The organism is Methylobacterium oryzae, from assembly GCF_021398735.1.
In the GTDB taxonomy this organism is placed as follows: domain Bacteria; phylum Pseudomonadota; class Alphaproteobacteria; order Rhizobiales; family Beijerinckiaceae; genus Methylobacterium.
In genome coordinates, this window is record NZ_CP090349.1 from 457,450 (window position 1) to 471,317 (window position 13,868).

Consider the following 13,868-nt stretch of genomic DNA (forward strand, 5'->3'; position numbering starts at 1 on the left):
CCAGATTGGCCCGTCCGGGGCCGGAACGGCTCAGGAGGCGCGCGCGCCCGGCACCGCGGCGAGCAGGTTGCGGGTGTAGGCGTGCTCCGGCGCGGCGAACAGGTCCGCGGTGCCCCGCATCTCCACGATGGCGCCGCGGTGCATCACGGCGATCCGGTCGCAGATCGTGGCGGCCACCCGCAGATCGTGGGTGATGAACAGCATCGCCAGCGACAATCTCTGCTTCAGGTCCTCCAGCAGGTCCAGCACCTGCCGCTGAACCGAGACGTCCAGCGCCGAGACCGCCTCGTCGGCCACCAGCACGTCCGGCTCCATCGCGAGCGCTCGGGCGATGCCGATGCGCTGGCGCTGCCCGCCCGAGAAGGCGTTGGGGTAGCGGGCGGCGGCCTTCGGATCGAGACCGACGAGGTCGAGGAGGCTGCGCGCCCGCTCCCGGGCCTCGGCGGCCGAGACCCCGTGGGCGATCGGGCCCGCCGTGATGATCTGCTCGACGGTGCGCCGCGGGTTCAGCGACGCGAACGGGTCCTGGAAGATCATCTGGATCCGGCTGCGCTTGTCGCGCAACGCGCCGCTCCTCAGCGCCGTGTAGTCGAGTTCGCCCAGCCGGACGGTGCCGCCGTCGGGCTCGATCAGGCGGATCGCGAGCCGCGCGGTGGTCGACTTGCCGGAGCCGGATTCGCCCACGATCCCCAGGGTCTCGCCGCGGCGCACGTCGAACGAGACGTCCTTGACCGCCGCCACGACCCGCGGCTTGCCGAACAGGCCGGAGCGCCCGGAATAGGTCTTCGACAGCCGGTTCACCGACAGCGCGACCGGGGCGGCCGCCAGGGGCGGGCGCGGCGGCGGCGTCAGGCTCGGGACGGCGGCGAGCAGCGCCCGGGTGTAGGGCGCCTGCGGGTTCCGCAGCACCGCCTCGGCCGTGCCGGATTCCACGAGCCGCCCGCGCTGGAGCACCGCCACGTGGTCGGCGATCTCCGCCACCACGCCGAAATCGTGGGTGATGAACAGGACGCTCATCCCGCGCTTCCGCTGCAGGTCGCGGATCAGCCGGAGGATCTGGGCCTGGGTGGTGACGTCGAGCGCCGTGGTCGGCTCGTCGGCGACCAGCACCGAGGGCTCCAGCGCCAGCGCCATGGCGATCATCGCCCGCTGCCGCTGGCCGCCGGAGAGCTGGTGCGGGTAGGCCCGCACCGCCTCCTCGGGGTTCGGCAGCCCGACCTCGGCGGCGAGCGCCACCGCCCGGGCCCGGCGCTCGCTCCGGCTGAGCAGGTTGTGCGCCTCGAACATCTCGGCGATCTGGTCGCCGACTCGCATCACCGGGTTCAGGGCCGTCATCGGCTCCTGGAACACCATGGCGATGCGCCGGCCCCGCAGCGCGCGCCACGCCGGCTCGTCGAGGGTCAGGAGGTCCCGGCCCTCGAACAGGATCGCGCCGGCCGTCGGCTTCAGCGCCCGGGGCAGGAGGCCTGTCAGCGCGTAGGCGCTCATCGACTTGCCCGAGCCCGATTCCCCGACCACGCACAGGATCTTCCCGGCCTCGAGGTCGAGGTTCAGGCCCTCGACCGCGTGCGGGCGGTCGGCGCCCTTGGGGAGCGCGATCGTCAGATCGCGGATGCGGACGACCGGCTCGCTCATCGTGTCAGGCCCTCGCGGTGCGGCGGCGGAGGATGTCGGGCCCGTCTCGGCCCAGATCCCAGAACAGGCCGGCCATGATCGCCAGGCCCTCGCGGGTGCCGGAGGCGAGCATGTGCTCGTCCGGACCGTGCTGGCGGCAGGCCGGGTAGGAATGCGGCACCCAGAGGGTCGGCAGGCCGAGGATCTCCGAGAAGGCGTCGTTCGGCAGCGAGCCGCCGAGATTGGGCAGCAGCGCCGGCTTCTTGCCCGAGCTCGCCTCGATCGACTGGAGCGCCCACTCGACCCAGGGATCCTCCACGGGCAGACGGGTCGCCTGGAAGACTTCCGCCGCGCGGGCCGGCCGGACCTCGATCATCGGGAAGCCGCGCGCGTCGAGATGGGCGCGCACGTTCCGGATGAGGTTCTGCCAGTCGGTGCCGACCACGAAGCGCAGCTGCAGGGTCGCCTTGGCGTGGGGCGGCACGGCGTTGAGCGGCCCGTCCGGGTCGCCGGTCTTGAAGGCCAGCACCTCCAGCGTGTTCCAGGCGAAGACCCGCTCGGCCGGGCTCAGGCCCGGCTCGCCCCAGTCGGAATCGATCGTGGGCGCGGTCGGGTCCTCGCCGACGCGGATGTCGGCGAGCGCCGCGCGCACGCCCTCGGGGATCGGCGGCGGCCGCAGGGCGTCCACCAGGATGCTGCCGCGGGCATCGACCATCGAGGCGATCGCCGAGGCCAGCACCGTGCCGGGGTTGCGCAGCAGCCCGCCCCAGTTGCCGGAATGGTGCGGGCCCTCCCGAAGGTTCAGGCTGAGCTCGAAATTGTAGGCGCCGCGGGAGCCCAGGAAGAGGGTCGGCCGCTCGCCGTTGAGGCGGGGGCCGTCCGAGGCGATCAGCACGTCGGAGCGCAGGGCCTCCGCCTGCTCCCGGCAGAACGGCCGCAGGCCCGGGGAGCCCGATTCCTCGCCCATCTCGATCAGGAGCTTGACGTTGAAGCCGAGACGGCCCCCGCGCGCGGCGATCACCTGCTCCAGGGCCGCGAGGTTGAGGACGTGCTGGCCCTTGTTGTCGGCGGTGCCGCGCCCGTACCAGCGGTCGCCCTCGACCACGATCTCCCAGGGGCCGAGCCCTTCGCGCCACTGCTCGGGGTAGCCCCGCACCGTGTCGCCGTGGCCGTAGATCAGCACGGTCGGCAGGTCCGCGCCCTCGCGCCGCTCGGCGATCAGGAACGGTCCGTGGACCCCGTCCGGGTTGGGGAAGATCTTCGGCGCGTCGAAGCCGAGGCGGGCGACGAGCGGCGCGATGAAAGCGTCGAGATAGGCGCGGAGCGCCGCCTCCTGGCCGGGAGCCTGGCTCTCGGTGGGCATCGCCACGGCCTCCCGCAGGAGCGCGAGGAACGCGCCCGAGTCGAAGGCCTCCGTGGCGCGCGCGATGGCGGCGTCTCGCGTCATGGTGTGTTTCCCGTGAAACATTTCGTTAACCTGCCGGCCGGTTCCGGCCTGGCGACGGCGTCAGTGGCGCGCCTCGGGAGCGGTGATGTCGCGCAGGCCATCACCTAAGAGATTGATCGCCAGCACGAGGAGGAGGAGCGCCACGCCCGGGATGGTGATCACCCAGGGCTGGAAGAACATGTACTGCTTGCCCTCGGCGATCATCAGGCCCCAGGAGGGCAGGGGCGGCTGCACGCCGAGCCCGAGGAACGACAGGGCGGCCTCCAGCAGGATCGCGTGGGCCATCTCCAGGGTCGCCACGACGATCAGCGCGTTCATGATGTTGGGCAGGATCTCCTGGCGGATGATCCGCAGGTCCGTGAGCCCCGCGGCGCGGGCGGCCGAGACGAAGTCCTGGTTGCGGATCTGCTGGGTGGCGGCCCGCGTCACCACGGCGAAGCGGTCCCAGAGCAGGAAGCCCAGCACCAGCACCACCACCTTGAGCGAGCCGCCGACCAGCGCCGCCATGGCCAGCGCCACCAGCACCACCGGCATGGCGAGCCGCGTGGTCACGACGTAGCTGACCACCGAATCGACCCAGCCGCCGAAATAGCCGGCGCACAGGCCGAGCGTCGTGCCGATCAGCCCGGAGATCAGCGCCGCCGAGATCCCGATCAGGAGGGAGATCTGGCCGCCGTAGAGCAGGCGGCTCAGGTAGTCGCGGCCGAGCTTGTCGGTGCCGAGCACGTGCTCCCAGGTGCCCTTGGCCTGCCAGACCGGCGGGATCAGGCGGCGGGACACGTCCTGCGCGTAGGGGTCGTGCGGGGCGATGAGCGGGGCGGCGAGCGCCGCCAGCACGATCAGCCCGAGGATCCCGGCCCCGATCAGGAAGCCGGTGTGGCGCAGGCCCCGGCGCAGGATCAGGCGAGTGGGGGAGGGGACCGGCGCCAGCGCGATCGGCGCGTCCGGGGGCAGGGCCGGGGCGGCGAGCGCCGCCGTGTCGGGGGGGAGGCTCATCGGCGGATCCTCACGACTGGCGCAGGCGCGGGTCGAGGAAGGCGTTCAAGAGGTCGGCGGCGAGCGTCAGGCCGATATAGATCATGGCGAGCACCAGCACGATCGCCTGGACGACCGGGAAGTCGTTGCGGGCGATGGATTCCCAGGCGAGCTGCCCGAGCCCCTGGAGCGAGAACACCGCCTCGATCACGATCGAGCCGCCCAGCATGAAGCCGAACTGCACCGCCGAGAGGGCGATCACCGGGATCACGGCGTTGCGCAGCGCGTGCCGCACCAGGATCTTGCGCGGCGGCAGCCCCTTGGCGCGGGCGGTGCGGACGTAGTCGGAGGCCAGCACCTCCAGCATGCCGTTGCGGGTGAGGCGCATCACCGCCGGCATCGCGTAGTAGCCGAGGGCGACCGCCGGCAGGACGAAGTTCTTCCACGTGGCGTTGCCCGAGACCGGCAGCCAGCGGAGGTTGACGGAGAAGATCAGGATCAGCGTCAGGCCGAACCAGAAGCTCGGCATCGCCTGGCCGAGCACCGAGACGGCGAGCGCCGTCCGGTCGATCCACGTGTCCCGCTTCACGGCGGCGACGACGCCCAGCGGGATCGCCACGAACAGGGCCACGGCGAGCGCGATGATGCCGAGATAGAGGGTGATCGGCAGGCGGGCGGCGAGCAGGTCGATCACGCTCTCGCGGAAATAGAAGGAGTTGCCGAAATCGAGGTGCAGGGCCCGCCAGCCCCAGGTGAGGAACTGGGTCAGCAGCGGCTGGTCCAGCCCGTAATCCTGGCGGATCTGGGCGATCTGCGGGCCGGTGGCCTCGGGGCCGGCGATCGCGGTCGCGAGGTCGCCCGAGAGGTGGAGGAGCAGGAAGCTCGCCACCGAGACCGTGAGGGCCACCGCCAGGGCGACCAGCACGCGCCGGAACGTGAAGGCCAGCATGGGTTCAGGCTCCTTCCTGGCGATGCAGATCGCGCCGGATCAGGACGAAGCGTCCTCTCCTCCCCCGGCGATCCCGGGCTTGCCCGGGATCGCTCAAGCTTGTGGGGAGGAGCCGGAGGTGGGGGTGGCGCAGAATCGAGCGGTGCGGTGCCGTCTGCGCCACCCCCACCCCTGACCCCTCCCCGCAAGGGGGAGGGGAAAGGCGTCGCGCCTTCGCGGCCATCCTCACTTCCACGACGCCGCGTAGAAGCGCGGCACCTCGTCGGGCTGGGCCGTGAAGGTCAGGTCCGACGTGAAGGCGTAGTTGGTCGAGTAGGAGAACATCGGCAGGGCGTAGGCCTGCGCGGCGATCCGCTGGAGCGCCTTGGCGTAGGCGGCCTTGCGCTTCTCGGGATCCATGGAGCTGTCGCCCTCCTGCAGGTCGGCGATCACCTGCGGATCCTTGGTCAGGTCCTCCTCGCCGCCGCGGAAATACACCCCGTCGAAGGCCGAGACGTCGAGCACCGAGAACGACCCCCAGGTCTGGTAGCCGATCGAGGTCTTGCCGGCCCGCAGCGCGTCGCGGAACGCCGCGTAGCGCAGGTAGTTGAGCCGCGCCTTGATGCCGACGGCGCCGAGATAGCCGATCACCGCCTCGGCGTAGTCGCGCTCGCGATAGGCGCCGAGGTCGATCTCGAACCCGTTCGGGTAGCCGGCTTCCTTGAGCAGCGCCTTGGCCTTGGCGGGGTCGTAGGCGTAGCGCGGCACGCCCTGGTCGGTGCAGCCGAACTGGTCGACGAAGCACAGCGCGTTCATCACCCGCGAGGCGCCGCGCACGAGGTTGTCGACCATCGCCTTGCGGTCGATGGCGTAGGAGATCGCCTGCCGGACGCGCACGTCCTTGAGCGGCGAGTTCTCCTTCGCCCGGCCCAGCGTGTCGAACTGCAGGAACCCGACCCGCATCGTCTCGGAATTGAGGACCGTGATGTTGGGCGCGGCGCGCAACTGCTCGGCTTGGTCGCTCGGCACCCGCCAGATCCAGTCGACGCCGCCGGTCATCAGCTCGGCCATCCGGCTCTCGCCGTCCGGGATGACGCGGAACTGCAGCTTGCCGATCTTCGGCTTACCCAGAGGGCTCTCGGCCCAGTACTTGTCGAACCGCTCCATGGAGACGCCGCGGCCGCTGTCGACCTTGGTGATCCGGTACGGGCCGCTGCCGACCGGCGCCTTGGCGAAACCGTCGAGGCCGACCTTCTTGAAGTAGTTGGCCGGGAAGATCGGGGTCGGGCCGGCGAGGTATTCCAGCGCCGCCGGGAACGGGGCCTTCAGGTGGATGCGCACGCTGTGCGGGCCGGTCACCTCCACCGACTTCATCCAGTCGACGTTCTGGCGGGTGACCGTGCGCGCTTCGGGGGTCAGCACGTAGTTGAACGTGAAGGCCACGTCCTCCGGCCCGAGCGGGTCGCCGTTGTGGAAGACCACGCCCTCGCGGATCGTGAGGTCGAGGGTCGTGTCGTCCGCCCATTTCCAAGCGGTCGCCAGGAACGGCTTGTAGGTGCCGTCCTTGGGATCCCGGTACAGCAGCGTGTCCCAGCAGTTCCGGGCCAGGATCACGCCCTCGCGGGCGCTGTTGTGATACGGGCTGACGTTCTCGGGCTCGCTGTCCGACGCGTAGACCAATGTGTCGTTGGCCTTGCCGGCCAGCGCCGGGTGGGCGGCGATCAGGGTCGCGAACGAGGCGGCCAGGGTGGCGGCTCGGGTGAGGGTCCGTAGCGGCATGCAGGCTCCGACGGCGCGGCGGACAGGCCCGGCGGACGGTTCCGCGGCTGCCGCGTTTTTCACCCTGCCATGGTGTTGTGCATCTGGGATCGCAACAAGTAGAATTTAGCGAGTGCTGCGTTGCCATATCGGCAATGTGCACGGCACCATACAGCGCATCGAGCACGATAATGCAGAGTACGGGCCTGCGCTACTTCCTGGCCGTGGCCCGCACCGGGTCGATCGCGGCCGCCTCGTCCCAGCTCAACGTCGCGGCCTCGGCGATCAGCCGGCAGATCGCCAACCTGGAGGCCGAGCTCGACTGCGTGCTGTTCGAGCGCCGCCCGCGCGGCATGGTGCCGAGCCCGGCCGGTGAGCTGCTGGCGCAGCACGCCCATCAGGTGCTGATCCGCTCCGAGCAGGTGGTCACCGAGATCCGGGAGCTGGAAGGGCTCGCCCGCGGGCTGATCCGGGTCGCCTGCTCGGAGGGCTTCTCCCTCGACATCGTGCCGAACGCGATCGCGGCCTTCCACGCGGCCCATCCCGGCATCCGCTTCGAGGTCACGGTCCAGCCCCCGGCCCAGGTCACCCAGACGGTGTCGGTGGGGGATGCCGATCTCGGGATCACCTTCGCGCTGACACCCACCGCGCAGGTCGAGGTGCTCTACGACGGGCAGGTCGACATGCTGGCGCTGGCCGCGCCCGACCATCCCCTCGCGCGGGCGCCGGCCCTGCGCCTCGTCGACCTGCTGGAGTATCCCGTCGCCCTGCCGACCCGGGACACGACCCTGCGGCAGGTCTTCGACGCCGCCTGCGCGCACGAGGGCATCGCGGTGGAGCCGGTGCTGACCTCCAACACGCTCTCGGCGCTGCTGCCCTTCGTGCGGCGCTCCCGCGGCATCGCCCTGATGTCGGCGCTGTCGGTGCAGACGCCCCTGCGGCTCAACGAGCTTGTCAGCCTGCCGATCCAGTCCCGGACGAGCCTCGCCCGGGGCGTGAAGATCCAGGCGATGCGCGACCGGCGGCTGCCGAAGGCGGTGCGGGCATTCCTGCGCCAGCTGCTCGACGCGCTGCCACCGCCGCGCTCGCCGTGACCCTCGACGCGCTCGGCCCGCGGCTCTGTATCCTGGGGCCGTCGAACAGCGGTAAGTCCACCCTGGCGGTCGCCATCGCGCGGGCGCGCGGCCTGCCGCCGGTCCACCTCGACCGGCTGTATCACCAGCCGGGCACCGACTGGGACCCGCGGCCCTTCGCGGAGTTCCAGGCCCTGCACGACGCGGCGATCCGCGAGCCGCGCTGGGTCATGGACGGCACCTATGCCCGATGCCTGCCGCAGCGTCTGGAGCGGGCGACGGGCGTGATCCTCCTCGACGTCCCGACCGCCACCGGCCTGATCCGCTACCTGCGCCGGTCATGGTTCGTGCGCGAGCGGCTCGGCGCCCTCGACGGCGGCCGGGACAGCGTGAAATGGGCGATGATCCGCCACATCGCCGTTACCGAGCGCGAGAACCGGGCGCGCGAGGCGGCCCTGTTCGACCGCGTCGCCCTGCCCAAGATCCGGCTCGCCGCGGGGGCCGGCCTGGCCGGCTTCTACCGCGCGGAGGGACTGAGCCGGTGACCGGGCCCGCTCAAGCGCCGCCGCGGGACGCAGCGACGGTGCAACTGTGGTCCATCACGTCCTCGGCGCTGGCGCTCGGCGCCCGGTATGCCAGCAGGATGTAGCCCGGCTCGGGATCGCCCGGGGGCGTGGCGAGCGCCGCGAAGCTCGTCCGGTGCAGGTCCGGCCGGGCGCCCGGCAGGGTGTGCAGGGCCGCGAACGGGTTGAACTGCGCGGCCTCCGCCTCCGGCACGCGCAGGGCGTAGTACCGGTCGCCGGCCAGCGGCACCGGGAAGCGGCTCCAGGTGTGGCGCACCTGCCGGCCGTGCGCCCGGACGGCCTTGAGCACGCTCGGCTTCAGGCAGTCGAGGTGGATGTGGAGCTGGTCCTGGCTGCGGCCCCGGGCCGAGTTGACCGCGAGCCCGACCTCCGCGGGGGTGAGCTTCCCCTTCAGCACGTCCGACACGAGCGGCCGCGCCGCCAGGGCCGCCCGCCAGTAGGCGGCACCGCGCGGTCCCCGCAGGACCGGCGCCTCCAGGCCCGGCACGGTGTCGGTGGGCATGACGACGCTGTGGGTCGGCTCGCCGGGCGCGCGCAGGACCGCCGAGCCGGGACGGTCACCGTCCCCGAGATCGACCGACAGGCACGGGAAGGTCCGGTTGGCGAGCCGCTTGGCGAGCACGCAGGTCTTCAGGGCGGCCCACAGCACGTCGCGGCTCGGGTCCGGCGCGGCTTCGGCCGGTGCCGCTGCGGCCGACAGGGCCGCCACGAGGGCCACGACGAGGAGGGCGGCGGGCGGCGGGCGGCGCATGGGGTCTCTCACTGGGGCCGGCGCGTCCGGCCCGGCCTCACCGCGATAGCCGATCCGGGGCCGTGCCGGCAAAGGATCCGCGAGCCCTGACGCCGTGCCGGGAAACCCGCTATGCCGGCGGTCGCCGAGTCCCCGCAGAACGCCCGCCGGAATGCCGCGATGACGCCCACTCCCACGCCCACTCCCACGCCCACTCCCACGCTCACCCCCGACATCGCCGCGCGCTTCGCCGCCGTCGCCCTCGGCCATGTCGGCCGCGAATATCCGAACAAGCCGGGCCACGTCCTGGCCGGGCCGGCGGATGCCCGCACCCCCGCGGCCCTGCACCCGGCCTTTCACGGCAGCTACGACTGGCATTCCTGCGTCCACGGTACGTGGCTGCTGGCGCGGGTGCTGCGGCTGTTCCCGGACGGCCCGCAGGCCCCGGCGATCCGCGCCCGGCTCGACGCGCAGCTGACTCCCGCGACGGTGGCGGGGGAATGCGCCTACTTCGCCGCCCCGACCGCCCGGGGCTTCGAGCGGCCCTACGGCTGGGGCTGGCTGCTGAAGCTCGCCGACGCGCTCGCCGCGCTCCCCGAGCGCCGCTGGTCCGAGGCCCTGGCGCCGCTGGCCGCGGTGATCGTCCGGCGCTTCGCGGAGTTCCTGCCGGTGGCGTCCTACCCGGTGCGGGTCGGGACCCATTTCAACACCGCCTTCGCGCTGCGCCTGGCGGCCGATTACGCGGAGGGCGCGGGGGATGCCGGGCTGACCACTCTGCTGCACGACACCGCCGTCGGCTGGTACGGGGAGGACGCGGATTGCCCGGCCTGGGGCGAGCCCGGCGGCGACGACTTCCTCTCCTCGGCGCTGATCGAGGCGGAGTGCATGCGCCGGCTGCTGCCGCCCGCCCGCTTCGCGCCCTGGTTCGACCGGTTCCTGCCCGGTCTCGCGGCGTCCCGACCCGCGACCCTGTTCCGCCCCGCGGGCGTGACCGACTGCTCCGACGGGAAGATCGCCCATCTCGACGGGCTGAACCTCAGCCGCGCGTGGTGCTTCCGCGCGCTCGCCGCGTCCCTCGGCCCGGACGATCCCCGCCGGCCGCCGCTCCGCGCGGCCGCGGAGGCGCACCTCGCGGCCGGGCTCCCGCACGTCACCGGCGACTACATGGGCGAGCACTGGCTCGCGACCTTCGCGCTGCTGGCCCTCGAGGCCGGTGCCGAGACCGGTGCCGGGACCGTTGCTCTGGGCGAGGCCCAGGACGGCGGGAAGTAAATCTGAGAGATTCTTGAGAGCTGTCCGTCGCGGGCCATGTCGACGACTGCCCGGCGACTGACCGACGACAACAAAAAAAGGACCGCCCTCAGGAGAACGGTCCGGAAGTCTAGGGAGGAAACGCCCACGAGGGGCTGCAAGACAGCGACGCCGTCGCTGTCTTGCCTGCCGTCAACCCGACAGGGACGGCCTTGTTCCTGGCTCCGGCCCGCCGCGCGGCAGGGCCCGCCCGCCCGGGACCGCCGTGAGGCCGGCGGGGCGGCGCGGCTCGCCGGGGCCGAACTCGGCGCGGTAGGTCCGCTCCAGCGTCATGAGCCCCCGCAGGGGACCTTCGGCCAGATCGAGGAGCCGCGCGTCGCGCCAGCGCAGGGTGCGGCCGAGGCGGCGCCGGAACCAGCGCCCGCGCTCCTCCTCGACGAGCAGGACCAGCTTGCCGGTCCAGGTCCGGCGGAACCAGAAACGTCCGGTCAGCGTCATGGCGGTCGAGGCCCCGGTGGTGGATGGGGATAGACTACATCCGGATCTCGTCTGCGGGAAGATTTCCGGATGATGCGCCGATGAATTCTGGCGAAGACTGTTAATCGGAAGCGGGTTCCGGCCGTGCGCGGGCGTCCGGCTGCCCGCCCCGCCGCGCCGCCTCGGAGAGGACCTGGGCGAGCTGCTCGGCCGAGTAGGGCTTGCGCAGGAGGGCGAAACCGTGGGCGTCGTCCTCGGCCAGGACGTGGCTGTAGCCCGAGGTCAGCACCACCGGCAGGTCGGGGCGGCGGGTCCGGAGCTGCCGGGCGAGGGCGAAGCCGCCCATCCCCGGCATGACCACGTCGGAGAAGACCGCGTCGAACCGGTCCGGCGCCCGGTCGAGTTCGGCCAGCGCCTCCTCGGCGGATTTCGCCCAGACCGGCGCGTGGCCCAGATCCTCCAGGATCTGGGTGCAGAAGCGCCCGACCCCGAGATTGTCCTCCACGACGAGGATGCACAGGCCCCGCCGCGGCTCCGCCTCCGGGCGGGCCTCGCGGTCGGCCTCGGACGCCGCGGCGGGCGCGGCGACCTGCGGCAGGTAGAGCGAGAAGGTCGTGCCGTGGCCGAGCGCGCTCGCCACGTCGATGTCGCCGCCCGACTGCTTGGCGAAGCCGATGACCTGGCTGAGGCCGAGGCCGGTGCCCTTGCCGACCTCCTTTGTTGTGAAGAACGGCTCGAAGATCCGTCCCAGATCCGCGTCCGGGATGCCGGCGCCGGTATCGGAGACCCGCACGGCCACGAACGGTCCCTTCGCGCCGGCATGCCCGCGGATCGGCGGCATCGGGCTATCGCCCTCCAGCCGCAGGGTCAGGTTGCCTTCCCCGTCCATGGCGTCGCGGGCGTTGACCGCCATGTTGATCAGCGCGGTCTCGAACTGGCTCTGGTCGGCGCGCACGTAGCGGGGCGTCGCCGGCAGGTCGATGGCCACGCGGATGCGCGCGCCGGTGACCGAATCGAGCATGTCGGCGATGCTGCGCAGGCGCGCGCCGATGTCGAACACCTGGGGTTTCAGCGCCTGGCGCCGGGCGAAGGCGAGGAGCTGGCCGGTGAGCCTGGCCGCGCGGTCGACGGTGTCGGAGACGGCGTCGAGGTAGCGGCGCCGGCGCGTCTCGGCCAGGTCCGGCCGGCGCAGGAACTCCACGGACGACCGGATGATGGTCAGGAGGTTGTTGAAGTCGTGCGCCACCCCGCCGGTGAGCTGGCCGATGGCCTCGAGCTTCTGCGACTGGCGCAGCGCCTCCTCGGCCTGGCGCTGCTCGGTGATGTCGCGCCCGAAGCCGTAGAACAGCCCGTCCTCCGGAACGACGGTCCAGAGCACCCGCCGCCGGTCGCCGGCGCGGGTCAGGCAGGCCAGTTCGATATCCTCGACCCGGCTGTCCGCGCAGAGCGGGCGCAGCGCCGCCTCGGCCGCCGCGCGCTCGGTGGGGGCGAGGAAGTCCAGGGCCGGCCGGCCGACCGTCTCGGCCTCCGACCAGCCCAGCGCCCGGCTCCACGAGGGGTTCACCGACTGGACCCGCCCGGTCCGGTCCGAGACGAGCTTCAGCACCGGCGACAGCGTCCAGACCCGGTCGCGGTCGCGGGTCTGGGCGGCGACCTGCGCCTCCAGGTGCTCTGCCCGGGACTGGAGCAGGACCTCGTTCCGCTTCCGCTCGGAGACGTCGTGGGCGAAGACGTAGAACCCGTCGACGCGTCCGTCCGGGCCGCGGCGCGGGAGGTAGCGGGTGTCGGCGATCCGGGCCTGGCCGTTCGGGAAGGTCCAGGCCCATTCCTCGCGGACCTCCTGACCGGCGAGCGCCCGCTCGATGCCGGCGCGCCGGGCCTCGAACGCGCCGGGGCCGAGGAGGTCGCCGACGGTCCGCCCGACGACGGCGTCGGGCGCCTGGCCGGTCCAGGTCTCGTAGGCGGCGTTCGCGAACCGGTAGGTCAGGTCGCGGTCGATGAAGGCGATCAGGACCGGCATCGCGTCCGCGACCAGCCGGAGTTCCGCCTCCCGGGCCCGGAGCGCGTTCTCGCTCCGGCGGCGCTCGGTGATGTCGTTGAACAGGATCGCGACGCGGTTCCGCGCCGGCCCGTCCACCCGGTAGGCGTGCACGTCGTACCAGCGGCCCAGCGCCGCGGCGGCCTGCTCGAATCGGACCGGCTCGCCGGTCAGGGCGACCCGGCCGTAGAGGTCGAACCAGTGCTGCTCGAGGTCGGGGGCGAGGTCCCGCATCCGGCGGCCCACCGGGGCCCGCAGGCCGGTCTGCCGCTCGAAGGCGGGGTTGACCTCCAGGAAGCGGTAGTCGACGGGCCGGTCGCCGTCGGCGAACTCCACCTCGATCAGGCAGAAGCCGGCATCGATGAAGGTGAACAGCGAGCGGTAGCGCTCCTCGTTCCGGCGCAGGGCCGCCTCGGCGTTCCGGGATTCCAGCTGCGTCATCACCGTCCGGGCGAGCGCCTTCAGGATGAAGAGCTGCTGGTCGGTCAGCGTGCGCGGGACGCGGTCGAGGACGCAGAGCGTCCCGATGGCCCAGCCGTCCGGCGTCACCAGGGGCACGCCGGCGTAGAAGCGCAGGTGCGGGTCGCCGGTCACGAGGGGGTTGGCGGCGCTCTCCGGCTCCGCGGTCAGGTCGGGCAGCACGAGGGCGCCGTCCGCGCGCATGGCCTCGGTGCAGAAGCCGAACGCGAGCGGCATCGCCCGCGCGGCGTGGCCGAACGCGGCCTTGATCCACTGCCGGTCGGCGTCGACGAAGTTGATGTGGGCCATCGGCGTGCCGCAGGCCTGGGCGGCCATCTCGGCGATCTCGTCGAACGCGCGCTCGGGCGGCGTGTCGAGGATCGCGTAGGCGCGCAGGGCGGCGAGCCGCTGGGGATGCTGGGGCTCGAAACCCGACGGTCGGGATACTGTCTCGTTCGGCGACACGGAGCCGTCATAGCTCAAGCTTTCGCTTCCCCCTAGTGAAACTCTGCATCGCGCGTCCGGCGGCGGGAC

The 13,868-nt window shown here is 72.4% G+C and carries 11 protein-coding genes; 3 read left to right on the forward strand and 8 right to left on the reverse strand.

Annotated elements, in window-relative coordinates; genetic code table 11:
- Positions 1-30: 30 nt before the first annotated feature.
- From LXM90_RS02180 to LXM90_RS02200, 5 genes are all read right to left on the reverse strand, one after another.
- Positions 31-1,635, reverse strand: a complete 1,605-nt coding sequence (locus LXM90_RS02180) for a dipeptide ABC transporter ATP-binding protein (protein WP_234081626.1) — start codon at positions 1,633-1,635, stop codon at positions 31-33.
- Between the two features lie 4 nt (positions 1,636-1,639).
- Positions 1,640-3,061 carry a M20 family metallopeptidase gene (locus LXM90_RS02185; RefSeq protein ID WP_020093971.1) on the reverse strand — a complete coding sequence of 474 codons (1,422 nt, stop codon included), beginning with the start codon at positions 3,059-3,061 and terminating at the stop codon, positions 1,640-1,642.
- A 60-nt stretch (positions 3,062-3,121) separates the two neighbouring features.
- Positions 3,122-4,057, reverse strand: a complete 936-nt coding sequence (locus LXM90_RS02190; protein WP_020093970.1) for an ABC transporter permease — start codon at positions 4,055-4,057, stop codon at positions 3,122-3,124.
- A gap of 10 nt (positions 4,058-4,067) precedes the next feature.
- Entirely contained in the window at positions 4,068-4,985 is a 918-nt protein-coding gene (locus LXM90_RS02195; RefSeq protein ID WP_020093969.1) for an ABC transporter permease, read from the reverse strand.
- Between the two features lie 225 nt (positions 4,986-5,210).
- Positions 5,211-6,743 (reverse strand): ABC transporter substrate-binding protein, encoded by a 1,533-nt coding sequence (locus LXM90_RS02200; protein ID WP_020093968.1) that lies wholly within the window; start codon positions 6,741-6,743, stop codon positions 5,211-5,213.
- A 170-nt stretch (positions 6,744-6,913) separates the two neighbouring features.
- Between LXM90_RS02200 and LXM90_RS02205 the strand changes: the two genes are divergently transcribed.
- On the forward strand, positions 6,914-7,816 hold the full coding sequence (locus LXM90_RS02205; RefSeq protein WP_020093967.1) for a LysR family transcriptional regulator: 903 nt from the start codon (positions 6,914-6,916) through the stop codon (positions 7,814-7,816).
- Positions 7,813-8,340: an ATPase AAA gene (locus LXM90_RS02210; protein WP_020093966.1), complete on the forward strand. Its 528-nt coding sequence runs from the start codon at positions 7,813-7,815 to the stop codon at positions 8,338-8,340. Before LXM90_RS02205 ends, LXM90_RS02210 begins: the two co-directional genes overlap by 4 nt.
- 10 nt (positions 8,341-8,350) lie before the next feature.
- Here the strand turns inward: LXM90_RS02210 and LXM90_RS02215 are convergent, their stop codons facing one another.
- On the reverse strand, positions 8,351-9,130 hold the full coding sequence (locus tag LXM90_RS02215) for a CDP-diacylglycerol diphosphatase (protein WP_020093965.1): 780 nt from the start codon (positions 9,128-9,130) through the stop codon (positions 8,351-8,353).
- A 159-nt stretch (positions 9,131-9,289) separates the two neighbouring features.
- Between LXM90_RS02215 and LXM90_RS02220 the strand changes: the two genes are divergently transcribed.
- Complete coding sequence (locus LXM90_RS02220) at positions 9,290-10,381, forward strand: DUF2891 domain-containing protein (protein ID WP_051123759.1); 1,092 nt, start codon at positions 9,290-9,292, stop codon at positions 10,379-10,381.
- Positions 10,382-10,552: 171 nt separating this feature from the next.
- On the opposite strand, the gene LXM90_RS02225 is transcribed toward LXM90_RS02220, so the two are convergent.
- Positions 10,553-10,858 (reverse strand): hypothetical protein, encoded by a 306-nt coding sequence (locus LXM90_RS02225; protein WP_020093963.1) that lies wholly within the window; start codon positions 10,856-10,858, stop codon positions 10,553-10,555.
- A 100-nt stretch (positions 10,859-10,958) separates the two neighbouring features.
- Positions 10,959-13,817, reverse strand: a complete 2,859-nt coding sequence (locus tag LXM90_RS02230) for a PAS domain-containing protein (protein WP_205833908.1) — start codon at positions 13,815-13,817, stop codon at positions 10,959-10,961.
- Positions 13,818-13,868 lie beyond the last annotated feature (51 nt).